We start from the raw sequence: 25,984 nt of genomic DNA, 5'->3' as shown, positions 1-25,984 counted from the left end.
CTCTCGACACTCATGGGGCAAACATATAACGAATGTGCCGTTCGTCACAATGATGAAATGTCAAGGGGTCGGGGTGATTCGCGTACGACCGCTACCGTCGAGGGATGGGTGACCGCATCGACGCGCGCAGTTTTACGCGCCAGGACCGCACGAAGTTCCGCGCCAAGACCGAGCAGTGCCTCGACGCGCTCGCCGAGATGCTCGCCGATGGACGCTTCGACGGAGCGCTGCCTCAGCTCGGCCTCGAGATCGAGCTCAACCTCGTCGACCCCGCCGGGGATCCGGCCATGGCCAACGAAGCGGCGCTGGAAGCGATCGCCAGCCCCGCGTTCCAGACCGAACTCGGCCGGTTCAACATCGAGGTCAACGTCGCGCCGCGCCCGATCGGTGGAGGGCGCACGCGCGATCTCGAGACGTCGCTGCGCAACGCCATCGACGAGGCGGATGCCCGGGTGCAGGCGGCGACCGGCAATGCGATCGCGATGATCGGGATGCTGCCCACCCTCGACGAGCACCACTTCACCGAGCGCTGGATCTCGGAGGATCCGCGCTACAGCCTGCTCGGCCAGCAGGTGCTCGCCGCGCGCGGGGAGGACATCGAGCTGAAGCTGGACGGCGTACCGCTGCCGGGCAGCCCCCGCGAGAGCCTCGACATCGTGACCGACACGATCCTTCCCGAGGCCGCCTGCACCTCGGTGCAGTTGCACCTGCAGGTCGAGCCGGACTCCTTCGCGCCGTACTGGAACGCGGCGCAGGCCATGGCCGGGGTGCAGGTCGCGCTCGCCGCCAACTCCCCGTTCTTCGCGGGACGCGCCCTGTGGCACGAGACCCGCATCCCGATGTTCGAGCAGGCCACCGACACCCGCTCGCAGGAGCTGAAGAATCAGGGGGTGCGTCCGCGCGTGTGGTTCGGGGAGCGCTGGGTCACCTCGATCTTCGACCTCTTCGAGGAGAACTCGCGGTACTTCCCGGCGCTGCTGCCGGCCGTCACCGACGAGGACCCCTTCGCGGAACTCGCCGCCGGCCGCGCGCCCTCCCTCGCCGAGCTGCGCATGCACAACGGCACGGTGTACCGCTGGAACCGACCCATCTACGACACGGTCGACGGCACCGCCCACCTGCGCGTCGAGAACCGCGTGCTGCCCGCGGGGCCGACGGTCGTGGACGTGCTCGCCGACACGGCCTTCTACTACGGTCTCGTGCGCACCCTCGCCGAGGCGGATCGTCCGCTGTGGACGCAGATGAGCTTCGATGCCGCGGCCGAGAACCTGCGGGCGGGCGCGCGCGACGGGATCGAGGCGCGACTCTACTGGCCCGAGGTGGGCTGGGTCGGCGCGCGCGAGCTCGTGCTGCGGCGACTGCTGCCGATGGCCGCCGAGGGGCTCGACACGTACGGTGTCGACCCGGCGGCACGCGATCGGTACCTCGGCATCATCGAGCAGCGCTGCGTGACCGGGCGCAACGGGGCGACCTGGCAGCGGGGCAGCGTCGCGGCGCGGGAGCGCGCTGGGCAGACCCGGGCGGAGGCGCTGCACGGCATGCTCGGCGACTACCTCGAGCTCGCCCGGGCCGGGGAGCCGGTGCACACCTGGGAGTGAGGGGAATCCCCTATCTCCTGCGGTGGTCCGCCGTTCAGAGCGCGGGCGTGCGCGGCGGGGACGTGCGGCGCTCGCCGGGTGCTCCGGATGCCTCGAACGCCGCCGCGAGCCGCAGCAGGCGCGCGTCGTCGTGGGCGCGGCCGACGAAGGTGAGTCCGATCGGCATGCCGATGTCGTCGAGGAGGCCCATCGGCACCGTGACGGTCGGGATGCCGAGGTGACGGATGGCGAGGTTGCCGTTCGCGATCCAGGTGCCGTTGCGCCAGCCGAGGTCGGCGGATGCCGGATCGACGTCCATGTCGGCGGGGCCGAGGTCGGCGACGGCGGGGAAGACGACGGCGTCGAGGCCGAGGCCGTCCATCCACTGCTCGAGATCGCGGCGCCGGGTCTCCTCCAGCCCGCGGAGACCCTCGGGCAGTTCGGGCATGTCGTCGGGGCCGGTGTCGGGGTGCTCCCGCACCCAGTCGGGGTACTCGGCGATGTCGTCGTCGAAGCCGGTGTAGCGGTCGGGCAGCGCGCCGTCCGGGTGCGGGAAGATCGTGGATCCGTCGATGCCGGTCAGTGAGTCGAGGGCGGGGTCGCCGTTGGCCCGCAGGAAGTCCTCCCACGCCCACGCCGAGAGATCGACGATCTCGCGGTGCAGGTAGGCGGGCGAGACGAGCCCGCGCGTCGCTATCGTCGGGGCGCCGGGGCGGTCGCCCTCGTAGTTCGACACCACGGGGAAGTCGACCTCGAGCACGGTCGCCCCTGCCGCCTCGAGGTCGCGGCGCGCTGCCGCCCAGCGAGTGAGGACCGAGGGGCGGGTGTCGATGCGCCGACCGGTCGGCCCGCCGATCCCGGGGTGCGGGGCGGTGCCCGCCTCGGGATCGGCGTCGATGTACATGCGGGGGATGCCGATCCGGATGCCGGCGAGGGCGTTCGCGCGGTCGGAAGGGGGCGTGCCGGTCGCGACGAGCGTGCCGGTCGCGGCGAGCGCCGGATAGGAGGCGGGACGCACCGAGGAGGCGGCCGGGATCGGCACCCACGGCTGCGTGCGCCAGAAGTCTCCGCGTGTCTCGGCGTCGTCGGCGACGATGACGTCGAGCACCTCGAGCAGATCGGCCATCGTGCGAGCGTGCGGCACCACCACGTCCATCGTGGGCACGAGGGGCCAGTTGCCGCGCACCGAGATCACGCCGCGCGAGGGCGTGTACGCGCAGAGGGCGTTGTTCGTCGCCGGGCCTCGACCACTCGACCAGGTCTCCTCGGCCAGGCCGAACGCGGCGAAGCTCGCGGCGGTCGCGGTGCCCGAGCCGTTCGACGATCCGGAGGCGAAGGGCGCGGTGAGCCACTGCGCGCTGTACGGACTCTCGGCGCGTCCGTAAACCCCGCGCTGCATGCCGCCGTTCGCCATCGGCGGCATGTTGGTGAGTCCGAGGCAGATGGCCCCGCCGGCCCGCAGCCGCTCGATGGTGAACGCGTCGCGCTGGGCGACGAGCCGCGCGAAGGCCGGACTGCCGGCGGCGGCGGTGAGCCCGCGCACGAGGTAGCTGTCTTTGGCCGTGTAGGGGATGCCGTCGAGCGGGCCGAGGGTCTCGCCGCGCGCCCGACGCTCGTCGGATGCCGCCGCCTCGGCGCGGGCCTCCGGGTTGCGCACGACGACCGCGTTCAATGCGGTGAGCGTGCCCGGGCCGTCATAGGCGTCGATACGGGCGAGATAGGCGTCGACGAGGTCGACCGCCGTCGCCGCTCCCTCGTCGAGGGCGCGGCGCAGGTCGGCGATCGACGCCTCGACGACATCGATCATGCGAGTGCGCCCGTGGGTGAGGACTGTCCGAGCGCCGGCTGCTGCTGCGTGATGCAGTGGATGCCGCCCCCGCGGTCGAACAGCGGTCGTGCATCGACGGTCACGACGCGTCGGCCGGGATACGCCTCGGCGAGGATCTCGCGCGCCACGGCATCCGCTCGTTCGTCTCCGAACCCGCAGGCGACCACGCCGTCGTTCGTCACGAGATGGTTGACGTAGCTCCAGTCCACGAAGCCCTCGTCGTCGCGCAGCGTGGAGGGCGCGGGGAGATCGATCACCTCGAAGCTGCGGCCGGCGGCATCCGTCTGCTCGGTGAGGTGCGCCCGCAGCTCGCGCGTCACCGCGTGGTCGGGGTGCGCGGGATCGTTCTGCGCGTGCAGCAGCAGGCGCCCGGGCGAGACGATCGTCGCCACGATGTCGACGTGCCCGTTGGTGCCGAAGTCGTCGTAGTCGCGAGTGAGGCCGCGCGGCAGCCAGACCGCCTTGGTCGCCCCGATCGTGCGCAGCATCTCGGCCTCGACGCGCTGCCGGTCGGCGTAGGGATTGCGGCGCGGGTCGAGCTGCACGGTCTCGGTGAGCAGCACGGTGCCCTGGCCGTCGACGTGGATCCCGCCGCCCTCGTTCACGAGGGTCGAGCTCACGAGCTCGGCGTCGACGCCGCGTGCGATGATGCGGGCGTGCTGCGCGGCCGCCGCCCAGTCGGCCCACTCCGGGTCGCCCCAGCCGTTGAAGATCCAGTCGACCGCGCCGAGCGCCTCGGGGCGTTCGTCGTCGATCACGAAGGTCGGTCCGGAGTCGCGCATCCAGAACTCGTCGACCGGTGCCTCCACGATCTCGACACCCGCTCCCAGCATCCGCCTCGCCCGCGCGAGCTCGCGCGGATCCACCAGCATCGTGACCGGCTCGAACTCGGCGACCGCGTGCGCCACCGCCGTCCACGTCGCATACCCCTCGTCGCGCTCGGCCGCGCTCTCGCCGAGCGTCTGGCCCTCGACGGGGAAGGCCATCCAGGTGCGATCGTGGCGTGCGGTCTCTGCGGGCATGCGCCAGGCCATCGGTGTCTCCTCGCGGTGGAGTGGTTATTGAACATGCGATCAACAGGTGCTACGGTAACCCGTGATGAACACGACGTCAAGAGTCTCCGGCCCCCGGCGCCTCCCTCCCGAAGAGCGCGACCGCTCGATCCTCGAGGGCGCCGTCGGGCTCGCCCGCGAGAGCGGGCTGGAGGCTCTCACCCTGCGTGCCGTCGCCGCCCGCGTGGGTGTCACCCCGGCTCTCGTCGCGCACTACCGCCCGGGCATGGACGCCTTCCTCGCCGATGTCTTCGGCGAGATCGTGGCGGCCGAGCGCGACGAGGTCATGGCGTCGTTCGATCCCGGCGCGACCGTGCGCGACAACCTGCTGCACATGACCGAGACGCTGCTCGACGGCCGTCGCGACGACGTGACCCTCGTGTGGGTGCAGGCGTGGGCACTGGGTGCGCGCAACGAGGCGCTCGCCGCGCGCGTCCGCTCCGAGATGGACCTCTGGCAGAGCGCCCTCGAGGCGCATCTCGCCCGTGCCGTCGCCTCGGGCGAGATCTCGGCGACCCGCACCGAGACCGCGGCCTGGCTGCTGCTCGCGATGATCGACGGCATGAACGCGCACTCGTTGGTGAAGTGGGTGCCGCACGATCGCGCCGCCCTCGCCCGGCGCACGCTCGCCGTCGTGCTCGATCCGCGCGGCGATGCACCGAATCCCCTCACCCCGGATCCCCTCACCCCGAACACGCTCACCCCGAACCCGCTCGACGCCCCGGCGTCCGCTCCCTCCTCCGCGAAGTAAGGAACGCCCCATGGATGCTGTGCGCATGCACGCCGCCTCGGCCGAGTCGACGGCCATCGTCGACGCGGTGCTCGACTACTCCCGACGGCGGATGCTGGCGGCCGACGTGCCGCTCGACAAGCCGCAGAGCGAGGCCGAGCTCAACCGGCTCGTCGGGGCCACGATCACCGACGCGGGACTGGGGGCCAACCGGGCGCTCAGCGTGTTCGAGCACATCCTCGCGCCGGCGTGCCTGACCACGAGTCATCCGCTGTACCTGTCGTTCATCCCCACCGCGCCGACCATGGCGGCGATCGCGTTCGACCTGGTGGTTTCGGCATCCGGTCTCTACGGCGGCAGCTGGCTCGAGGGAGCGGGCGCCGTGCACGCCGAGAACGAGGTGCTCTCGTTCCTGGCGAAAGAGTTCGGGCTTCCCGACACCGCGGGTGGGGTCTTCGTGCAGGGCGGCACGATCGGCAACCTGTCGGCGCTGGTCGCCGCGCGCGAGGCCGCCAAGGCGCGGCTCCTCGATGCGGGCAAGCAGCTCCCGTCGCGTTGGAAGATCGTCTGCAGCGTCGAGGCCCACTCCTCGAACAAATCGGCCGCGCGGGTGATGGATGCCGACGTGCTGCTCGTGCCGGCGGGCGACGACGGCGTTCTCCGCGCGGATGCCGTGCGCGACGCCCTCGCCGAACACGGTGACGAGATCTGCGCGGTCGTCGCGACCGGGGGATCGACGAACTTCGGCATCGTCGACGACATCGCCGGCATCGCTGCTCTGAAGGACGAATTCGAGTTCTGGCTGCACATCGACGGCGCGTACGGACTCACCGCGATGCTGTCGCCCGAGGCGCGGCACATCTTCGCCGGGGTGGAGCGCGCGGACTCGGTGATCGTCGATCCGCACAAGTGGCTGTTCGCGCCGTTCGACTGCTGCGCCCTGATCTACCGCGATCCCGAGGCGGGACGCCGCGCGCACACCCAGCACGCCGAGTACCTCGATACGCTCACCGACGGCGACGACTTCAGCCCGTCCGACTACTCGATCCAGCTCACGCGGCGCCCCCGCGGCCTGCCGCTCTGGTTCTCGCTCGCGACGTACGGCGTCACGTCCTATCGCGACGCGGTCGGGGCGACGATGGCGCTCACCCGCCGCATCGCCGACGAGATCGCGGCACGCCCCGGGCTCCGGCTCGTGCGCGATCCGCAGCTGTCGGTCGTCGTGTTCGAGCGTGACGGGTGGGAACGCGCCGACTACGACCGCTGGTCGGCCGCCCTGCTCGACTCGCAGCGCGCCTTCGTCGTTCCGAGCTCGCACAAGGGCCGCCCGAACACGCGCTTCGCGATCCTCAACCCGCTCACGACCTTCGAAGACCTCGTCGGCATCCTCGACACCATGGCCTGACAGCGCGCCTCATCTACTCGTGTGCGCGTCCAGGAAGTCGATGGTCTTCTGCAGGGCGGTCCGGGCATCCGGCAGGTCGAGGTGGAACTGGTACTCGTGGGGGAGCGCCGGTTCGTGCGGTGCCGGCCAGAAGAGCGTCGTGACCTCGACCCCCACCTCGTCGAGGCGCTTCGCCATCGGGATCGACTGCAGCCAGGTGAGGCCGTCACCGTTGCCGCCCGAGATGTAGGTCGCGGGGAAGTCCGCGGTCACCCAGTCCACGGTCGACATCGTCGCGCCCGTCGAGTCCTCGGCCCAGGTCTTTGTGCCGGAGTACGCCCACATCGCCGACTTGAAGCCCCAGCCGGCGATCCCGTCGAGCTGCGCGAGCGCCGACAGATCGTAGACGCCGCAGTTGAGCACGGTCGCGACCAGTTGCGAGGCCTCGATCGACGGAGTGATGTCCATGATCTCGGCGTAGTCGGGGCTCGTGATGAGCGTGGCCATCTGGCTGGCGAGCTGGGCACCGGCGGAGTCCCCGGCGAGCACGATCCGCGTGGGATCGACGCCCAGCTCGGCGGCATGCTCGTCGATGTAGGCGAGCGCCTCGTTGAGCTGGTTCACCGCGAGCGGGTACACGCCCTCGGGGCCGATCGTGTAGTTCACGCCGATCGTCGTGTAGCCCTCGGCGGCGAGGATGCGCAGGTACGGATCGACGTTCTCCTTCGCGCCCGAGATCCAGGCGCCGCCGTGGATCCAGACGACCGTGGGCAGCGGGCCGGTGGCGGATGCCGGGGAGAAGACGTCCAGGGTCGTGTCGGCACCCCGGTCCCCGAAGGCGACGTCGAGCTGCTCGGTGAGCTCGACGTCGGGCACGTGCTTCTCCATCTCCGCCGCTGTCTCGTCACCGCCCTTGGCGAACACGGCGCGGATGATCATGGCCGACGGCCACGGGGTGAGCGAGCCGACGATCGCCACGACCGCGGCCACCCCGACGACGCAGGCGACGGCGATCTTCGTCCGCCGCCACGGACGACGCGACTTCGCGGGTCGTGCCGGTTCTGGTTCGTGGTCGTGCGCGCTCATGGGACTCCCTCTCCGCGCACCAGTGTGGCAGTACTCCGCGCGGCGACGCACGCCCGGATCGACGCCGTGACCGGGGCGGGAATCCCCGGCCCGCGAACCGGTCCGGTGGCCGACAGCACTTGTCCGCTGGGCGACACCCGCCCTCGCTAGCGTGAAGAGGGCCCCCGATTCCTGGAGTCCCGATGCCCCGCCCTGCGCCGAACCACGCGCCGAATCCTGCTCCGACGACCGTGGGACGGGCGTTCCGCGAGGGGGTGTGGGGGCGCGGGCGTCGGCTGCGCGCGGCGCTCTCGATCGCGGGTTTCTGCGGGCATCAACTCGCCGAGGTCATGGTGCCCGTCGCGGTGGGCGTCGTGATCGACCGGGCCATCGCTCCGCACGACCCGGTCGCGCTCGGGTGGGCGCTGACGTTCCTCGTCGCCGTGTTCGCGGTACTGATCTGCGCGTGGCAGGTGGGTGATCGCTCCGCCACCGTCGTCTACGCGCGCGGCGAGCACGCGCTGCGGCAGGGGGTGCTCGGGCTCGCGCTGCGCCGTCGCGTGCGGCGTCCGGCCGGCGAGGTGCTGACGATCTCCTCGTCGGATGCCGGACAGACGGCCGGGTTCTTCTGGGTGATCGCCGAGCAGGCGGCCGCGGCGACGGCGGTGCTCGTCGCGTGCATCACGCTGCTCGTCATCGCCTGGCCGCTCGTGATCGCCGTCGTGATCGGCACGCTCGTGCAGGCGTTCGTCGTGCACGCCGTGAGCGGGGGCCTGCGTCGTCGCGGATACGCGGCGCAGAAGCAGGCCGCGCGGCTCGACGCGGTGAGCACCGACTTCGCGACCGGCCTGCGCGTGCTCGGCGCCCTGGGCGGGGCTCCCCGAGCGGCCGAGCGCTACGTCGCCGAGAGCGCGGTCGCGGCCGAAGCCGCCTATCGCGCCGAGAAGGCGACAGCCGGGCTCACGGCGCTGAACCTGCTGGTGAGCGGTCTCGCCTTCACCGGCATCGCGATGCTCGGCGGTTGGCTCGCGCTGGAGGGCGCGATCACGGTCGGCGGATTCGTCACGGCGATGGGGCTCGCGCAGACGATCCGTGGACCTCTGCAGGCGCTCGGCTATCTGCCGGCGCAGATCGCGAGCAAGCACGGGTCGGCGACGCGCATCGCCGAGTTCACCGCCGAAGCGGGAATGGATGCCGCCGAAGCGGGAGCGGATGCCGTCGAGCGGATGCCGGTGACGGATGCCGTCGCCGCGGCCGCAGGTGGAGTGGCCGCGGGCGGAGTGGTCGCGCGCCTCGACGTCGACGGGCGGCCGATCGAGATCCGCGCGGGCGAGCTCACGGGGATTCGCGCAGACCCCGCGCGGATCGCCGATCTCGCGCGTCTGTTCGGCGGACAGCGCGAGCCCGATGTCGGCGAGCTGCTGCTGACCGGAACGGATGCCGCCCACCTCGATGCCGAGGGTCTCCGATCCCGGGTGTTCGCCCCGCCGCACGACGCCGCGGTGTTCAGCGGCACGGCGGCCGAGAACATCGCCGATCCGATCGACGCCGCGCACCTCGAGGCATCCGCGTTCGACGAGGTGCTGCGCCGGCTGCCCGACGGTCTCGACGAGCGCGTGGGCGAGCGCGGCCTTCGGCTCTCGGGCGGTCAGCGTCAGCGCCTTCTGCTCGCCCGGGCCCTGCACCAACCGCAGCCCCTGCTCGTGCTGCACGAGCCGACCACCGCGATCGATCCGATCACCGAGGCGCAGGTCGCCGAGGGTCTCGCCCGTGACGGGCGCACGATTCTGCTGCTCACCGACCGCGCCTCGCTGCTCGCGGCGTGCGCGCGCGTGCACGATCTGAGGGACGACCCCGATCTGCGCGACGACCGCGACCGGAGGCGGGACGACCCCGATCAGAGGGACGACGCATGAGCGACGAGAAGCTGCCGGTCGCGAGCCGCCGCGACACCGCGCGCGGACTCCTCACGGCGCTCGGGCATCGACGGGGGCTCGTGCTGCTCGCGCTCGTGACCCTGTTCGCCGGCGTCGGGGCAGCGCTCGTCGCCCCGTGGGTGATCGGGCTCATGGTCGACGACATCGTGGCGGGCGGCACAGGGCTGCTGCCCTTCGGACTGGTGCTCGCGGCATCCGTGGTGTCGGCGGCCGTGCTCACGTGGGTGGGGCGCGTGCTGCTGGCCCGGCTGGGGCAGGGCACGATCCGGGAGGTGCGCGAGTCGGCGTTCCGCACGGCTCTCGCCCAGCCGACGTCGCGGATCGAGGCGGCGGGGACCGGTGACCTGGTGGCGCGTCTCTCGGGCGACGTGCGTGCGGTGGGCGAGGTCGTCGAGGGCGCGTTGCCCGCCTTCCTGACCGCGGTCTTCGGGATCGTGCTGAGCCTGATCGGCATGGGGGCGCTCGACGCGCGCTTCGCACTGGCGGCCCTGTGCGCCGCCCCGGTGCAGTTCTTCGCACTGCGCTGGTTCCTGCGCCGGTCCGCTCCGATCTATCGCGCGCATCGCACGGTGGTGGCCGAGCGGGGGCAGCGCACGATCGAGGCGGTGCGCGGGGTCGACACCGTCGTCGCGCTGCGCACCGAGGAGAGGCACCTGGCCGGGATCGCCGAGGCCAGCGAGCAGGCGATCGGGCTCGAGGTGCGCGCGACGCGGGTGCGCAACGACTTCAACGTCTTCCTCAACGGGGCCGAGTTCCTGGGGCTCGCGGCCGTTCTGGTGACGGGGTACTTCCTCGTCGCGGGCGGTCTGGTCGAGCTGGGCGCCGCGACCGCCGCCGCGCTCTACTTCCTCGGGCTCTTCGGGCCGATGAGCAGCCTGCTCTACCGGATCGACGACCTGCAGGATGCCGGCGCCAGCCTCGCGCGCCTGTTCGGAGTGATCGGCCTCCCCTCTCCCGCGCCGCGTACGCAGGAGAGGCCCGCCCGTCGCGGCGCGATCGACGTCGAGGGGCTGCGCTTCGGACATCGTCCCGATCGTGACGACCTCGCCGGTGTCTCACTGCGCGCATCGGCGGGCGAGAGGATCGCGGTGGTCGGGGCGAGCGGTGCGGGCAAGACGACGCTCGCCCGCGTGCTCGCGGGTGCGCTCCCCGTGGGCGGGGGAGACGTCCGCCACGATGGCCGCGCGATCGGGGAGTGGCACCCGCACGACCTACAGGATGCCGTGATCATGCTGAGCCAGGAGCCCCATGTGTTCGCGGGCACGGTGCGTGATGACCTGGGGCTGTTCGCGGATGCCGACGAGGAGCGGATGCTCGCGGTCATCGACGCGCTGGACGCGCACTGGGTCCACCGCCTGCCCGAGGGGCTCGACACTCCGGTGGGGGAGTCGGGGCATCCGCTCACCCCGGGGCAGGCGCAGCACCTGGCGCTGGTGCGGGTGGCGCTGTCGGATGCCTCGGTCGTGATCCTCGATGAGGCGACGGCGGAGGCGGGGTCGGCGGACGCCGAGATCCTCGACGACGCGGCGGCCCGGGCGATCGGTGCGCGCACGGGGATCGTGATCGCGCACCGGCTCACCCAGGCGGTGACGGCCGACCGCATCCTGGTGATGGAGGACGGGCGGATCGTGCAGTCGGGAACGCACGCCGACCTCGTCGAGACGCCGGGACCCTATGCGCGGCTCTGGGCGGCGTGGACCGCCTGGTGACCGCCGTTCCGCGGAAAATCGGGACGACACGCCCGGCGGACGGGCCGGATTTGCCCGACCCCCGGAATCCACGTAAGTTATTACCTGTTCGCCCCACAGGGAAGCGGAAAGGCCGAGAGCCTCACCCCCCTCAAGCGGAGAACCACCCCCCCCGAATCCACATCAACTCTTCTGAGTGTTCTGGATGAAGGAACTGCCTCATTCCGATGAGCGAGTCGCCGAAACGCGATTTGACAACAGGAACGAGATCAGTAAGATAGAGAAGTTGCCCTTCGGGCCTGGTTGTGATGACTGGGTCGTGGGAGCATCCGATCCTTGAGAACTCAACAGCGTGCACTTGTCAAATGCCAAATAACCTCGATTCAGCTTCGGCTGGATGAGATTCCTTTGGATCAAAGACCAACCTCCTTGTGGGGTTGGCAACGGATGAAGTCAGCAATGAATTTGTCTCTTTGGTCAGCATCAAACTCGCTGCTTCCCGGTTTTTCCCCGGGTGGTATGCATTTCTTTTTTACGGAGAGTTTGATCCTGGCTCAGGATGAACGCTGGCGGCGTGCTTAACACATGCAAGTCGAACGGTGAAGCAGAGCTTGCTCTGTGGATCAGTGGCGAACGGGTGAGTAACACGTGAGCAACCTGCCCCTGACTCTGGGATAAGCGCTGGAAACGGCGTCTAATACTGGATATGTGACGTGACCGCATGGTCTGCGTCTGGAAAGAATTTCGGTTGGGGATGGGCTCGCGGCCTATCAGCTTGTTGGTGAGGTAATGGCTCACCAAGGCGTCGACGGGTAGCCGGCCTGAGAGGGTGACCGGCCACACTGGGACTGAGACACGGCCCAGACTCCTACGGGAGGCAGCAGTGGGGAATATTGCACAATGGGCGGAAGCCTGATGCAGCAACGCCGCGTGAGGGATGACGGCCTTCGGGTTGTAAACCTCTTTTAGCAGGGAAGAAGCGAAAGTGACGGTACCTGCAGAAAAAGCGCCGGCTAACTACGTGCCAGCAGCCGCGGTAATACGTAGGGCGCAAGCGTTATCCGGAATTATTGGGCGTAAAGAGCTCGTAGGCGGTTTGTCGCGTCTGCTGTGAAATCCGGAGGCTCAACCTCCGGCCTGCAGTGGGTACGGGCAGACTAGAGTGCGGTAGGGGAGATTGGAATTCCTGGTGTAGCGGTGGAATGCGCAGATATCAGGAGGAACACCGATGGCGAAGGCAGATCTCTGGGCCGTAACTGACGCTGAGGAGCGAAAGGGTGGGGAGCAAACAGGCTTAGATACCCTGGTAGTCCACCCCGTAAACGTTGGGAACTAGTTGTGGGGTCCATTCCACGGATTCCGTGACGCAGCTAACGCATTAAGTTCCCCGCCTGGGGAGTACGGCCGCAAGGCTAAAACTCAAAGGAATTGACGGGGACCCGCACAAGCGGCGGAGCATGCGGATTAATTCGATGCAACGCGAAGAACCTTACCAAGGCTTGACATATACGAGAACGGGCCAGAAATGGTCAACTCTTTGGACACTCGTAAACAGGTGGTGCATGGTTGTCGTCAGCTCGTGTCGTGAGATGTTGGGTTAAGTCCCGCAACGAGCGCAACCCTCGTTCTATGTTGCCAGCACGTAATGGTGGGAACTCATGGGATACTGCCGGGGTCAACTCGGAGGAAGGTGGGGATGACGTCAAATCATCATGCCCCTTATGTCTTGGGCTTCACGCATGCTACAATGGCCGGTACAAAGGGCTGCAATACCGCGAGGTGGAGCGAATCCCAAAAAGCCGGTCCCAGTTCGGATTGAGGTCTGCAACTCGACCTCATGAAGTCGGAGTCGCTAGTAATCGCAGATCAGCAACGCTGCGGTGAATACGTTCCCGGGTCTTGTACACACCGCCCGTCAAGTCATGAAAGTCGGTAACACCTGAAGCCGGTGGCCTAACCCTTGTGGAGGGAGCCGTCGAAGGTGGGATCGGTAATTAGGACTAAGTCGTAACAAGGTAGCCGTACCGGAAGGTGCGGCTGGATCACCTCCTTTCTAAGGAGCATCTGACTCTTCGGAGTCCAGAACCCAGATCGAAGGCATACGTTCTTCGCTGGGAGCTCATGGGTGGAACATTTGACATGGCATCGAGATCTGATCTCTGGTCGAGTACGCAACTTCGGTTGTTGGAAAGAGTGGGGTGAGGGGACCGGTGCCTGCACGCTGTTGGGTCCTGAGGGACCGGATGCGATCTTCGGATCGTTTCTGTACCTCTGGGCCTCTTCTGGTTTCTCCCGTGTGGGGTTGCTGGATGGGGTACCGCCCGTACTTTGAGAACTACACAGTGGACGCGAGCATCTTGCAGCCGGCTTTCGAGCTGGTTGCACAAGATGATCTTAAAGATCATTAGTCAATTTCATGCCAGGCTTTCGGGCCTGGTGTCGATTCTGATTCAAACTCATGTGATTTCAAGTCTTTAAGAGCAAACGGTGGATGCCTTGGCATCTGGAGCCGAAGAAGGACGTAGCAATCTGCGATAAGCCTCGGGGAACTGATAAGCAAGTTTTGATCCGAGGGTGTCCGAATGGGGAAACCCCGCTGGGCGGCGTGCCGACCTAGTGACTCCCGCCTGAATATATAGGGCGGGTAGAGGGAACGTGGGGAAGTGAAACATCTCAGTACCCACAGGAAGAGAAAGCAACCGCGATTCCGTTAGTAGTGGCGAGCGAAACCGGATCAGGCTAAACCTAGCGTGTGTGATAGCCGGCAGGCGTTGCACGTTGGGGGTTGTGGGACTTTTCAGTCATCTCTGCCGAGGTGGCGGCGTTACAAGAAGGTATAGACGAACGGTCTTGAAAGGCCGGTCATAGAGGGTGCCAACCCCGTAGTCGAAATGCCTCTCTTGGCGCGAAGAGTATCCCAAGTAGCACGGGGCCCGTGAAATCCCGTGTGAATCTGTCAGGACCACCTGATAAGCCTAAATACTCCCAGATGACCGATAGCGGACAAGTACCGTGAGGGAAAGGTGAAAAGTACCCCGGGAGGGGAGTGAAATAGTACCTGAAACCGTTTGCTTACAAACCGTTGGAGCAGCCTTAGTAGCTGTGACAGCGTGCCTTTTGAAGAATGAGCCTGCGAGTTAGCGATATGTGGCGAGGTTAACCCGTGTGGGGTAGCCGTAGCGAAAGCGAGTCTGAATAGGGCGATTCAGTCGCATGTCCTAGACCCGAAGCGAAGTGATCTATCCATGGCCAGGTTGAAGCGACGGTAAGACGTCGTGGAGGACCGAACCCACTTAGGTTGAAAACTGAGGGGATGAGCTGTGGATAGGGGTGAAAGGCCAATCAAACTTCGTGATAGCTGGTTCTCTCCGAAATGCATTTAGGTGCAGCGTTGCGTGTTTCTTGCCGGAGGTAGAGCTACTGGATGGCCGATGGGCCCTACAAGGTTACTGACGTCAGCCAAACTCCGAATGCCGGTAAGTGAGAGCGCAGCAGTGAGACTGTGGGGGATAAGCTTCATAGTCGAGAGGGAAACAACCCAGACCACCAACTAAGGTCCCAAAGCGCGTGCTAAGTGGGAAAGGATGTGGAGTTGCCTTGACAACCAGGAGGTTGGCTTAGAAGCAGCCACCCTTGAAAGAGTGCGTAATAGCTCACTGGTCAAGTGATTCCGCGCCGACAATGTAACGGGGCTCAAGCACGCCACCGAAGTTGTGGCATTGACATTATTGGTAGGCCTTCGTGGTCCAGCCGTGTTGATGGGTAGGAGAGCGTCGTGTGGCCAGCGAAGCGGCGGTGTAAACCAGCCGTGGAGGCTACACGAGTGAGAATGCAGGCATGAGTAGCGAAAGACGTGTGAGAAACACGTCCTCCGAAAGACCAAGGGTTCCAGGGTCAAGCTAATCTTCCCTGGGTAAGTCGGGACCTAAGGCGAGGCCGACAGGCGTAGTCGATGGACAACGGGTTGATATTCCCGTACCGGCGAAGAACCGCCCAAGCTAATCCAGTAGTGCTAAGTGTCTGAATCCCACTGACGGATCCCTTCGGGGTGAAGCGTTGGGCCTAGCGCACGACCCCATTCTGGTGCGGTTAGCGTATTAACAGGTGTGACGCAGGAAGGTAGTCCAAGCCAGGCGATGGTTGTCCTGGTGCAAGTGCGTAGGCCGAACGGTAGGCAAATCCGCCGTTCACATAGGCTGAGACACGATGCGGATAAAAAGTGGATGATCCTATGCTGCCAAGAAAAGCATCGACGCGAGGTTCTAGCCGCCCGTACCCCAAACCGACTCAGGTGGTCAGGTAGAGAATACCAAGGAGATCGAGAGAATCGTGGTTAAGGAACTCGGCAAAATGCCCCCGTAACTTCGGGAGAAGGGGGGCCTTCGACGTATTAGGACTTGCTCCGAAAGCGTTTGGAGGCCGCAGAGACTAGTGGGTAGCGACTGTTTACTAAAAACACAGGTCCGTGCCAAGTCGCAAGACGATGTATACGGACTGACGCCTGCCCGGTGCTGGAAGGTTAAGAGGACCGGTTAGCCGCAAGGCGAAGCTGAGAATTTAAGCCCCAGTAAACGGCGGTGGTAACTATAACCATCCTAAGGTAGCGAAATTCCTTGTCGGGTAAGTTCCGACCTGCACGAATGGCGTAACGACTTCCCAACTGTCTCAACCGCGAACTCGGCGAAATTGCATTACGAGTAAAGATGCTCGTTACGCGCAGCAGGACGGAAAGACCCCGTGACCTTTACTACAGCTTGGTATTGGTGTTCGGTGTGGCTTGTGTAGGATAGGTGGGAGACTTTGAAGCATGGACGCCAGTTCATGTGGAGTCATTGTTGAAATACCACTCTGGTCACTCTGGATATCTAACTTCGAACCGTAATCCGGTTCAGGGACAGTGCCTGGTGGGTAGTTTAACTGGGGCGGTTGCCTCCCAAAAAGTAACGGAGGCGCCCAAAGGTTCCCTCAACCTGGTTGGTAATCAGGTGTCGAGTGTAAGTGCACAAGGGAGCTTGACTGTGAGACTGACAGGTCGAGCAGGGACGAAAGTCGGGACTAGTGATCCGGCAGTGGCTTGTGGAAGCGCTGTCGCTCAACGGATAAAAGGTACCTCGGGGATAACAGGCTGATCTTGCCCAAGAGTCCATATCGACGGCATGGTTTGGCACCTCGATGTCGGCTCGTCGCATCCTGGGGCTGGAGTAGGTCCCAAGGGTTGGGCTGTTCGCCCATTAAAGCGGTACGCGAGCTGGGTTTAGAACGTCGTGAGACAGTTCGGTCCCTATCCGCTGCGCGCGTAGGAAATTTGAGAGGATCTGACCCTAGTACGAGAGGACCGGGTTGGACGAACCTCTGGTGTGTCAGTTGTTCCGCCAGGAGCACCGCTGATTAGCTACGTTCGGGATGGATAACCGCTGAAAGCATCTAAGCGGGAAGCCGGCCTCAAGATGAGATTTCCATACCTTCGGGTGAGAGGCTCCCAGCCAGACTACTGGGTTGATAGGCCAGATGTGGAAGTGCAGTAATGCATGCAGCTGACTGGTACTAATAAGCCGATGACTTGATAACACACCGTTTGTTGGTGCTACGCGTCCACTGAGTGGTTCTCGATGTACGGTCGAGAACCGCATAACAACAATGACTTTGTTATGTGTTTGATTGAAACATCAATAGTGTTTCGGCGGCCATAGCGTGAGGGAAACGCCCGGTTACATTCCGAACCCGGAAGCTAAGCCTCACAGCGCCGATGGTACTGCAGGGGGGACCCTGTGGGAGAGTAGGACACCGCCGGACTTCTTTTAAGAAAAAGAGCCACCCAACGCTGGGTGGCTCTTTTTCGTTTTACGGGCACGTACACGCGATCACGCGCGCACGTGCACCATGCTCACGTGATCAGTGCGCAAGACGCGCCTCGAGCACCGAGGCGGTGCTGCGTACCGCATCCGACAATTGCGTCTCCGTGACGTCGTTTCCTGCCCAGGTGACGGCGACCGCGGCCACCGGCCACCCGTTGTGATCGCGCACCACGGCGCCGACGGAGCGCAGGCCGTCGGCGACCTCGCTGTCTTCGGTCGCATATCCGCGCGTGCGCACTTCGCGGAGCACCTCGCGGAGCTCGCGGGGGTTCCGCGGTCCGACGCCGGTGCGGTCGGGGAAAGCCGAGGCGCTCGGATACAGCGCGCGCACCTGCTCGCGGGGGAGCGCGGCCAGCATGGCCCGCCCGCTCGCGGTGAGATGCGCGGGCAGCCGCACGCCGACGTCCGTGACGAGTGCCGGCCGCCGCGGCGCGCGCTCTTCGACGATGTAGAGCACGTCGCCCCCGCTCATCACGGCGAGGTGCGCGCTCTCGCCCAGGCGGTCCGAGAGGGCTGCCACGAGCGGACGCCCCAGCCGGGCGAGCGGCTGCTGTCGGGCGTAGCCGCCGGCGAGCTCGAACGCGGAGGTGCCGAGGCCCCAGCGACGGTCCTCGCGCAGGTGCACCACGAAGCCGTGCAGCGCCAGGGTGCGGAGCAGGTGGTAGACGGTCGACCGCGGGAGCGCGAGTTCGCGTGCGATCGCCGATGCGGCGACCGGCGCGGGCCGCCCAGCCAGATACCGGAGGATCCGCAGCGTGTGCTCGGCCGCCGGCACCTGCAGGGGAGCGTCGGCCACGGCATCCGAACTGTCTGGGATCACAGACACAGGATGTCATGATCCGCTGTCGCGGGCGACCCCTCGGGTGTGGAATCGAGACATGAGTGAACTCGCCCCCGTGCTCGTCGGCGCCGCCCCGCTGGCTCCCGCCGATGTCGTCGCCGTCGCCCGCCATGGCGCCCCCGTCGTGATCTCCCCCGACGCGCTCGCTCGCGTCGCCGAGACCCGCGCCGTGATCGACGGGCTGGCTGCCGACCCGCACCCGCACTACGGTGTCTCGACCGGGTTCGGCGCACTCGCTACCACGTTCATCGCTCCCGACCGTCGCCTGCAGCTGCAGGCCAGCCTCATCCGCTCGCACGCGGCGGGAACGGGTGCCGAGGTCGAAGCCGAGGTCGTGCGCGGCCTCCAGCTGTTGCGACTGCAGACGCTCGCCTCGGGCCGCACCGGCGTGCGCCCCGTCGTCGTCGAGACCTACGCCGCGCTGCTCAACGCGGGGATCGTGCCGGTCGTGCGCGAGTACGGATCGCTCGGCTGCTCGGGCGATCTCGCCCCGCTCGCCCACATCGCACTGGCGGCGATGGGCGAGGGCGACGTGCGCACCCCCGACGGTGCGCTGGTCCCGGCATCCGAGGCGCTGGCGGCCGCCGGCATTGAGCCGGTGACCCTCGTCGAGAAGGAGGGACTCGCCCTCATCAACGGCACCGACGGGATGCTCGGGATGCTGGTGCTCGCGCTCCACGACCTCGAGGGTCTGCTCCTCACCGCCGACATCGCCGCGGCCATGTCGATCGAGTCGCAGTTGGGCACGGATGCCGTCTTCGCCGCCGATCTCATGGCGCTGCGTCCGCAGACGGGACAGGGCGTCTCGGCGTCGCACCTGCGCGCGTTCCTCGGTGACTCGCCCATCGTGCACAGCCACAAGGGCCCGGAGGACGGCCGGGTGCAGGACGCCTACTCGCTGCGCTGCTCGCCGCAGGTCCACGGCGCCGCGCGCGACACCGCGGGCTACGCGGCGACGATCGCCGGCCGTGAGCTCGCCAGCGTCATCGACAACCCGGTCATCACGGTCGACGGGCGGATCGAGTCGAACGGCAACTTCCACGGGGCGCCGGTCGCCGCCGTGCTCGACTTCCTCGCGATCTCGGTCGCCGACGTCGCCTCGGTGTCGGAGCGGCGCACCGACCGGGCGCTGGATCCGGCGCGCAACCACGGTCTTCCGCCGTTCCTCGCCGATGAGGTCGGCGTCGACTCGGGCCTCATGATCGCGCAGTACGCCGCGGCCGGCATCGTGTCGGAGCTGAAGCGGCTCGCGGTTCCGGCATCCGTCGATTCGATCCCCTCGTCGGCGATGCAGGAGGACCACGTCTCGATGGGCTGGGCGGCCGCGCGCAAGCTGCGCCGCGCCATCGACGGCCTCGGACGGGTGCTCGCGATCGAGATCCTCACCGGTGCCCGTGCCCTCGACCTGCGCGCCCCCCTGCAGGCGGGACCGGCCACCGGTGCCGTGCGCGACCTCGTGCGCACGGTCGCCGCCGGCCCCGGCCCCGACCGATTCCTCTCTCCCGACATGGAGGCCGTGACCGCGCTCGTGCAGTCCGGCGCCGTCGCCCGCATTGCACAGGAGCACGCGAATGACTGACCAGAAGCCCACCCTCACCGACACGACGCGCACCGTGCGGGCGGCACGCGGCAATCAGCGCACCGCCAAGAGCTGGGGCGCCGAAGCCGCCAAGCGGATGCTGATGAACAACCTCGACCCCGAGGTGGCGGAGCACCCCGAGAGCCTGGTCGTCTACGGCGGCACGGGCCGCGCCGCCCGCAGCTGGGAGGCGTACGACGCGATCGTGCGCACCCTCGACGAGCTCGAGCCCGACGAGACGCTGCTCGTGCAGTCGGGCAAGCCGGTGGGGGTCTTCCGCACGCACGAGTGGGCGCCGCGCGTGCTCATCGCCAACTCCAACCTCGTGGGCGACTGGGCGACGTGGCCCGAGTTCCGCCGGCTCGAGGAACTGGGTCTGCTCATGTACGGCCAGATGACGGCCGGCTCGTGGATCTACATCGGCACGCAGGGCATCCTGCAGGGGACCTACGAGACGTTCGCGGCCGTGGCCCGCTCGCTCGGCCGCGACTCGCTGCGCGGCACCCTCACCCTCACCGGCGGTGCCGGCGGCATGGGCGGCGCGCAGCCGCTCGCGGTGACGATGAACGACGGCGTGGTGCTGATCGTCGACGTCGACGAGTCGCGCCTCGCCCGCCGCGTCGAGCACGGGTACCTCGACGAGTACACGACCGATCTCGACGCCGCCGTGGCCCGCGTCCTCGCGGCGAAGGATGCCGGGGAGGCGCTCTCGGTGGGTGTCGTGGGCAACGCCGCCGAGGTGTTCCCCGAGCTGCACCGCCGTGGTGTGCCGATCGACATCGTGACGGATCAGACCAGCGCGCACGACCCGCTCGCCTACCTGCCCATCGGCGTCGACGTGGCCGAGTGGAAGGCGGAGGCCGAGCGCGATGCCGAGGAGTTCACGCGGCGCTCGCGGGAATCGATGGCGGCGCACGTCGCCGCGATGGTCGCGTTCCAGGACGCCGGTGCCGCGGTCTTCGACTACGGCAACTCGATCCGTCGGGAGGCGGAACTCGGCGGCTTCGACCGCGCGTTCGCGTTCCCGGGATTCGTGCCGGCCTACATCCGCCCGCAGTTCGAGGAGGGGCGCGGACCCTTCCGCTGGGCGGCGCTCTCGGGCGACCCCGAGGACATCGCGAAGACCGATCGGGCGATCGCCGAGCTGTTCCCCGACGACACCGCGCTGCACCGCTGGCTCGAGAAGGCCGGCGAGAAGGTGCACTTCGAAGGGCTGCCCGCCCGCATCTGCTGGCTCGGATACAAGGAGCGCCACCTCGCCGGGCTGCGGTTCAACGAGATGGTCGCCTCGGGCGAGCTCTCGGCGCCCATCGTGATCGGGCGCGACCACCTCGACTCGGGCTCCGTGGCCTCTCCCTACCGCGAGACCGAGGCGATGAAGGACGGCTCCGATGCGATCGCCGACTGGCCCCTGCTCAACGCGCTGCTGAACACCTCCTCGGGTGCCTCGTGGGTGTCGCTCCACCACGGCGGAGGCGTCGGTATCGGTCGTTCGCTCCACGCCGGTCAGGTGACGGTCGCCGACGGCACCGATCTCGCCGCGCAGAAGCTCGAGCGCGTGCTCACCAACGACCCCGGCACCGGTGTGATGCGGCACGTGGACGCGGGCTACGAACACGCCCGTGAGGTGGCGCGCGAGCGCGGCCTGAACATCCCGATGCTCTGAGCTGCGCTTCTCGAATCTGAAAGGCTGACGCCATGACGACGCTCCTCACGAACATCGGCGAGTTGACGACGAACGCTCCGGGGGCGGGCCCGTCGGCGGGCTCAGGGACCCCGGACAGCGGCGATTCGGTGGGCACGCTGCACGAGGCGGCCGTCCTCATCGACGGCGACCGGATCGCGTGGGTGGGGGCAGCGGCGGATGCCCCGCCCGCCGATGAGATCGTGGATGCCGCGGGGCGGGCGGTGATCCCCGGGTTCGTCGACAGCCACAGCCACCTGGTGTTCGGGGGCGACCGGGCCGTCGAGTTCGAGGAGCGGATGGCGGGACGCAAGTACGCGGCCGGCGGCATCCGTTCGACCGTGGCGGCCACCCGCGCGGCGACCGACGACGAGCTGCGTGCGCGAGTGCGCGGGTTCCTCGACGAGATGCTCGCGCAGGGCACGACGACCGTCGAGATCAAGAGCGGGTACGGGCTGAGCGTCGCCGACGAGGAGCGTCTCGTGCGTCTCGCCGCCGAGGTCACGCCCGAGGTGACCTTCCTCGGCGCGCACGTCGTGCCGGCCGAGTACGCCGACCGCGGCGACGAGTACGTCGACCTCGTGATCGGCCCCATGCTCGACGCCTGCGCCCCGCACGCGCGGTGGATCGACGTGTTCTGCGAGACCGGGGCCTTCACCGTCGCGCAGTCGCGCCGCGTGCTCGAGGCCGGGATCGCCCGGGGCTTGGCGCCGCGGGTGCACGCCAGCCAGCTCGGACCGGGGGAGGGCGTCGCGCTCGCGGTCGAGCTGGGCGCGGCATCCGTCGACCACGGCACCTACCTGACCGACGAGGACGTCGCGCTGCTCGCGGCATCCGACACCGTGCTCACGCTGCTGCCGGGCGTCGAGTTCTCGACCCGCCAGCCGTATCCCGATGCGCGCCGCCTCATCGATGCCGGCGTCACGGTCGCGCTCGCGTGCGACACCAACCCCGGATCGAGCTTCACGTCGTCGATGCCGTTCTGCATCGCGGTGGCGGTGCGCGACATGGGCATGACCCCGGCGGAGGCCGTGTGGGCGGCGACGGCGGGCGGCGCCCGGGCGTTGCGCCGCGACGACATCGGGATCATCGCTCCGGGGGCGCGCGCCGACCTCGTGCTGCTCGACGCGCCGACCCGCATCCACCTCGCATATCGCCCCGGCGTGCCGCTCGTGGCGCGCGTGTGGAAGGACGGCGTCGCGGTCTGAGCCGTCGCTGCGGGCGGTCGGGCCTGCGGGCTTTCCGGGCGTCAGGCTTTCAGGCGGTCAGGCGGCCAGCCCTGCGAGGAGCCTGCGCAGCCCGTAGTCGAAGGCCTGGCCGACGTCGCCGCCGAGCCGGAACGCCCCCGACAGCTCCATCTGCAGGAATCCCGTCGCCCAGGCGGTGAACAGGCGCGCGGCGTCGAGGGCATCCGCCTCGCCGACGAGCGCGGCGGCAGCGCGCAGCACGGGCTCCGACGCGCGGTGCAGCGCGTCGACGGGAGCGGATGCCGTGAACATCAGCCGGAAGCTCTCGGGGTGCTCGTGCGCGAAGGCGCGGTAGACCTCGGCGAGCTTCGTGAGGTCGGTACCTGAGTTGTCGGTGTCGGTGGCGGCGCCGGAGTCGGCGAGACGCGAGCCGAGCTCGTCGATCGCGGCCTCGGCCACCGCGGTGAGGAGGGCATCGCGATCGCGCACGCGCTTGTAGAGCGAGGGGGCGCGCACGCCGACGCGGGTGGCGACGGCCTGCATCGTGAGGCTCGCCGGCCCCGATTCCTCGAGGATCGCGCGACCGGCGGCGACGATGGCCTCGGTCGAGGTGCGTTCGGGTGCCGGCACGGGCGCCTCCTTCATGGCTATTGACAGTAGCCATGATAGCTACGTATCGTAGCCTTCGCAATCGTCCGTCGATCGCACCCGTCCAGAAAGGACCCCGCCATGCTGCTCGCCCCGCACCTCCACCGCCTCGGCAACGACATCGTCGCCTCCTACCTGATCGAGACGCCCGAGGGCATCACGCTCGTCGATGCCGGACTCCCCGGACACTGGCGCGATCTGCAGCGCACTCTCGCCGAGATCGGGCGCCCGCTCAGCGACATCCGCGGCGTCGTGCTCACCCACGGCGACAGCGACCACATCGGCTTCGCCGAACGACTGCGGCGCGAGGGCGGGGTGCCCGTGTTCATCCATGCCGCCGATGCGCACCGCGTGCGCACGGGCGAGAAGCCGAAGACCGCGATGGGGCCGGCGCGGGTCGGGCCGATGCTCGGCTTCGTCGGCTACGGGCTGCGCAAGAACGCCTTCCGCACGCACCACGTCGCGGAGGTGCGCGAGGTCGGCGACGGAGACGTGCTCGACCTGCCCGGCTCGCCCGTCGTGATCGGGATGCCGGGTCACTCGCCCGGCAGCATCGCCGTGCACGTTCCTCTCGTCGAGGCCGTCTTCGTCGGCGACGCGCTCACCACCCGGCACGTGCTCACCGGGCAGGTCGGTGCGCAGCCCGCCCCGTTCACGGATGAGCCGGCCGAGGCGCTCGCCTCCCTCGATCGGCTCGCCGGGGTCTCGGCTTCGTGGGTGCTTCCCGGGCACGGAGCCCCCTGGCGCGGATCACCGGCCGACATCGCGGCAGCCGTGCGGGCATCCGCCTGACGGAGCTCCTGATCTCGGGCTCAAAGCTCCGCCATCGGCGTTCAAGTGTCGGCGTTCCGGTGTCGGCGTTCCGGGTTCAGCGCCCCGCGAGCACCGTCGCCGTGTCGCTGATGGTGATCTGCGGCGGGTAGAGGCCCATCACCTGAACGGCGGCGGCGTGGTTCTCGGCGGTCGACCCCGCGCAGGCATCGGCCGCGACGGTGACGTGGGCCCCGGCATCCGCGGCGGCCAGCGCCGTCGAGATCACGCAGCAGTCCGTGGAGACGCCGGCCAGCACGATGTGCGCTCCGCGTCCGACGATCCGCTCGATGTCGGCGCCCCACTTGCCGAACGTCGGCAGGTCGAGCGTCGGCAGCGGCGACAGGGCGGAGGCTTCGGGCACGAGAGCGAACAACGGGTCGGTCGGCGGCTGATCGGCGAACGGCCAGGCGGCGAAGTAGTCACCCCACGAGGTCGCGCGATCGGCCGTCGGCATCCATCGCGTCACGAGCACGCGCTCGCCGAAGGATTCCGCGAGAGCCCGGATACGGGGCATCGCCTCGGCGAAGAACGGCGAACCCCAGGCGGAATCCGGTGCCGCGAAGATCGCCTGCGGATCGACCACGATCAACCACGACTGCTCGGTCTCGGGTGCCGCCATTCCGGTTTCCGCCGGCGGCGTCGCGCCCGCCGAGGCGCTCACGCCTCCTGCCGCCGGATCTTGCCCGCACGCGCGATGTACGTCACGAGGAACGAGAGCACGAGCGCGAAGAAGACGCCGAGGTTCGCGTACGCGAAGTCGCCCTCGGTGCCCCCGACGAGGAAGAGCAGGTAGCCCTGCCAGTTGTTCCACGGGGCATCTTCGGCGAAGCCGTTGAGGACGAGCCCCCACCCGATCACGCTCGTGACGGCCATCGTGCCGATCGAGATCCAGTCCCAGGAGCCATAGCGACCCTTCGCGTCGAACAGCGCTTTCTCGTCGTAGTCCTTGCGGCGGCGCAGGATGTCGGCGATGAGGATGCCCGCCCACGACGCCAGCGGAACACCCAGCGTGATGAGGAAGCTCTGGAACGGGCCGAGGAAGTCGGTCGCGAAGAACACGACGAAGATGGTGCCGATCGTCAGGATGACGCCGTCGATCGCGGCGGCGGAGGGGCGGGGGATGCGGATGCCGAGGCTGAGCAGTGTGAGGCCCGAGGAGTAGATGCCGAGCACCGCGCCCGAGACGAGGGCGAGCACGGCGGTGAGCAGGAACGGCACGAGCACCCACAGCGGGAGGATGGTCGCGAGGGCGCCGATCGGGTCGGCCTGCACGGCGGCGAAGAGATCGTCGTTGGACCCCGCGAGCAGCAGACCGAACACCACCAGGATCACGGGAGCGACCGATCCGCCGATCGTGTTCCACGCGACGATCGCCCCGTCGGATGCCGTGCGCTTCTGGTAGCGCGACCAGTCGGCGGCGATGTTGATCCAGCCGAGTCCGAAACCGGTCATCACCATGACGAGGGCGCCGATCACCTGTCCGATGCCGCCGTCCGGACGCGCGAGCACCGCCTCGAGATCGATGCTGGGCGCGGCGAGGATCACGTAGAGGATCGTCACGGCGCCGGTGAGCCAGGTGAGCACCGACTGCATCTTCATGATGGCGTGGTAGCCGAGCACCGAGGCGCCCACGATGAGCGCCGCGACGATGACGGTCGCCGTGATCTTGACGGCGATGCTGTCGCCGTCGCCGCCGAGCTGTGTGATGACGGTAGCGGTCGCGAGCACGGCCATGATGGCGAGGAACGTCTCCCAGCCGATCGACGTCAGCCACGACACGATGCCGGGTACCTTCTGCCCGTGCACCCCGAACGCCGCGCGCGAGAGCACCATGGTCGGCGCCGATCCGCGCTTGCCGGCGATCGCGATGAGCCCGCACAGCAGGAACGACACCACGATGCCCACGACCGAGACGATCGTCGCCTGCCAGAACGAGATGCCGAAGCCGAGCACGAACGATCCGTACGACATGCCGAAGACCGACACGTTCGCCGCGAACCACGGCCAGAACAGGTCGCGCGGCTTCGCGGTGCGCTCGGATTCGGGGATGATCTCGATGCCGGCGCGCTCGATGAGGCCGGGCGGGTTCTGCGTCATGCCCTCATCCTGGCACCGT

Annotated in this window: 16 protein-coding genes and 3 rRNA genes; 12 read left to right on the top strand and 7 right to left on the bottom strand. The window is 67.9% G+C overall.

Translation table 11 applies throughout. The features are described from left to right. The first annotated feature begins 104 nt into the window (after positions 1–104). Positions 105–1,598 carry a glutamate-cysteine ligase family protein gene (locus ACZ5Y9_RS14945; protein WP_464471687.1) on the top strand — a complete coding sequence of 498 codons (1,494 nt, stop codon included), beginning with the start codon at positions 105–107 and terminating at the stop codon, positions 1,596–1,598. Positions 1,599–1,632: 34 nt separating this feature from the next. Here the strand turns inward: ACZ5Y9_RS14945 and ACZ5Y9_RS14940 are convergent, their stop codons facing one another. Then, entirely contained in the window at positions 1,633–3,384 is a 1,752-nt protein-coding gene (locus ACZ5Y9_RS14940; RefSeq protein WP_464471686.1) for an amidase, read from the bottom strand. Continuing rightward, the gene (locus ACZ5Y9_RS14935) at positions 3,381–4,439 is read right to left on the bottom strand and encodes an agmatine deiminase family protein (protein WP_464471685.1); all 1,059 of its coding nucleotides are present in this window, start codon (positions 4,437–4,439) and stop codon (positions 3,381–3,383) included. Before ACZ5Y9_RS14935 ends, ACZ5Y9_RS14940 begins: the two co-directional genes overlap by 4 nt. A gap of 64 nt (positions 4,440–4,503) precedes the next feature. Between ACZ5Y9_RS14935 and ACZ5Y9_RS14930 the strand changes: the two genes are divergently transcribed. Together ACZ5Y9_RS14930 and ACZ5Y9_RS14925 are read left to right on the top strand one after the other, a co-directional pair. Beyond that, a complete protein-coding gene (locus tag ACZ5Y9_RS14930; protein WP_464471684.1) occupies positions 4,504–5,208 on the top strand; it encodes a TetR/AcrR family transcriptional regulator in 705 nt (234 codons plus the stop codon). A gap of 10 nt (positions 5,209–5,218) precedes the next feature. Beyond that, positions 5,219–6,592, top strand: coding sequence for a pyridoxal phosphate-dependent decarboxylase family protein (locus ACZ5Y9_RS14925; protein WP_247624667.1), 1,374 nt, complete (start codon positions 5,219–5,221; stop codon positions 6,590–6,592). A 9-nt stretch (positions 6,593–6,601) separates the two neighbouring features. Here ACZ5Y9_RS14925 and ACZ5Y9_RS14920 read toward each other — a convergent pair whose 3' ends face one another. Continuing rightward, positions 6,602–7,657, bottom strand: a complete 1,056-nt coding sequence (locus tag ACZ5Y9_RS14920; protein WP_464471683.1) for an alpha/beta hydrolase — start codon at positions 7,655–7,657, stop codon at positions 6,602–6,604. A gap of 182 nt (positions 7,658–7,839) precedes the next feature. Between ACZ5Y9_RS14920 and ACZ5Y9_RS14915 the strand changes: the two genes are divergently transcribed. The 5 genes from ACZ5Y9_RS14915 (at position 7,840) to rrf (ending at position 17,054) form a co-directional block, all read left to right on the top strand. After that, a complete protein-coding gene (locus tag ACZ5Y9_RS14915; protein ID WP_464471682.1) occupies positions 7,840–9,552 on the top strand; it encodes an ABC transporter transmembrane domain-containing protein in 1,713 nt (570 codons plus the stop codon). Then, positions 9,549–11,282 (top strand): ABC transporter ATP-binding protein, encoded by a 1,734-nt coding sequence (locus ACZ5Y9_RS14910; RefSeq protein ID WP_464471681.1) that lies wholly within the window; start codon positions 9,549–9,551, stop codon positions 11,280–11,282. The genes ACZ5Y9_RS14915 and ACZ5Y9_RS14910 overlap by 4 nt, the downstream gene beginning before the upstream one ends. 510 nt (positions 11,283–11,792) lie before the next feature. Next, positions 11,793–13,314: ribosomal RNA gene (locus ACZ5Y9_RS14905) — 16S ribosomal RNA — on the top strand. Positions 13,315–13,725: 411 nt separating this feature from the next. Then, positions 13,726–16,829: ribosomal RNA gene (locus ACZ5Y9_RS14900) — 23S ribosomal RNA — on the top strand. 108 nt (positions 16,830–16,937) lie between these two features. Further along, positions 16,938–17,054, top strand: a 5S ribosomal RNA gene (rrf, locus tag ACZ5Y9_RS14895). Together the 16S, 23S and 5S rRNA genes form the textbook arrangement of a ribosomal RNA operon. 99 nt (positions 17,055–17,153) lie before the next feature. Here the strand turns inward: rrf and ACZ5Y9_RS14890 are convergent. Beyond that, the gene (locus ACZ5Y9_RS14890) at positions 17,154–17,936 is read right to left on the bottom strand and encodes an IclR family transcriptional regulator (RefSeq protein WP_464471680.1); all 783 of its coding nucleotides are present in this window, start codon (positions 17,934–17,936) and stop codon (positions 17,154–17,156) included. Between the two features lie 58 nt (positions 17,937–17,994). On the opposite strand from ACZ5Y9_RS14890, the gene hutH reads away from it, so the two are divergent. From hutH to hutI, 3 genes are read left to right on the top strand one after another with little or no spacing between them, the layout of a single operon-like run. Next, a complete protein-coding gene (hutH, locus tag ACZ5Y9_RS14885) occupies positions 17,995–19,536 on the top strand; it encodes a histidine ammonia-lyase (protein WP_464471679.1) in 1,542 nt (513 codons plus the stop codon). Next, complete coding sequence (hutU, locus tag ACZ5Y9_RS14880; protein WP_247634030.1) at positions 19,529–21,202, top strand: urocanate hydratase; 1,674 nt, start codon at positions 19,529–19,531, stop codon at positions 21,200–21,202. The genes hutH and hutU overlap by 8 nt, the downstream gene beginning before the upstream one ends. A gap of 32 nt (positions 21,203–21,234) precedes the next feature. Continuing rightward, positions 21,235–22,428, top strand: coding sequence for an imidazolonepropionase (gene hutI, locus ACZ5Y9_RS14875; protein WP_247625260.1), 1,194 nt, complete (start codon positions 21,235–21,237; stop codon positions 22,426–22,428). A 57-nt stretch (positions 22,429–22,485) separates the two neighbouring features. On the opposite strand, the gene ACZ5Y9_RS14870 is transcribed toward hutI, so the two are convergent. After that, positions 22,486–23,037, bottom strand: coding sequence for a TetR/AcrR family transcriptional regulator (locus ACZ5Y9_RS14870; protein WP_247625259.1), 552 nt, complete (start codon positions 23,035–23,037; stop codon positions 22,486–22,488). A 99-nt stretch (positions 23,038–23,136) separates the two neighbouring features. Between ACZ5Y9_RS14870 and ACZ5Y9_RS14865 the strand changes: the two genes are divergently transcribed. Then, on the top strand, positions 23,137–23,847 hold the full coding sequence (locus ACZ5Y9_RS14865; protein WP_247625258.1) for an MBL fold metallo-hydrolase: 711 nt from the start codon (positions 23,137–23,139) through the stop codon (positions 23,845–23,847). Between the two features lie 76 nt (positions 23,848–23,923). Here ACZ5Y9_RS14865 and ACZ5Y9_RS14860 read toward each other — a convergent pair whose 3' ends face one another. Next, a complete protein-coding gene (locus tag ACZ5Y9_RS14860; protein WP_464472747.1) occupies positions 23,924–24,487 on the bottom strand; it encodes a cysteine hydrolase family protein in 564 nt (187 codons plus the stop codon). Positions 24,488–24,525: 38 nt separating this feature from the next. Beyond that, the gene (locus ACZ5Y9_RS14855; protein ID WP_464471678.1) at positions 24,526–25,965 is read right to left on the bottom strand and encodes a purine-cytosine permease family protein; all 1,440 of its coding nucleotides are present in this window, start codon (positions 25,963–25,965) and stop codon (positions 24,526–24,528) included. Between the last annotated feature and the right edge of the window lie 19 nt (positions 25,966–25,984).

This window comes from Microbacterium sp. T3-8, assembly GCF_055398145.1.
The sequence above is the reverse complement of the archived record's forward strand: the minus strand, read 5'-3'. Positions and strand labels throughout refer to the sequence as shown.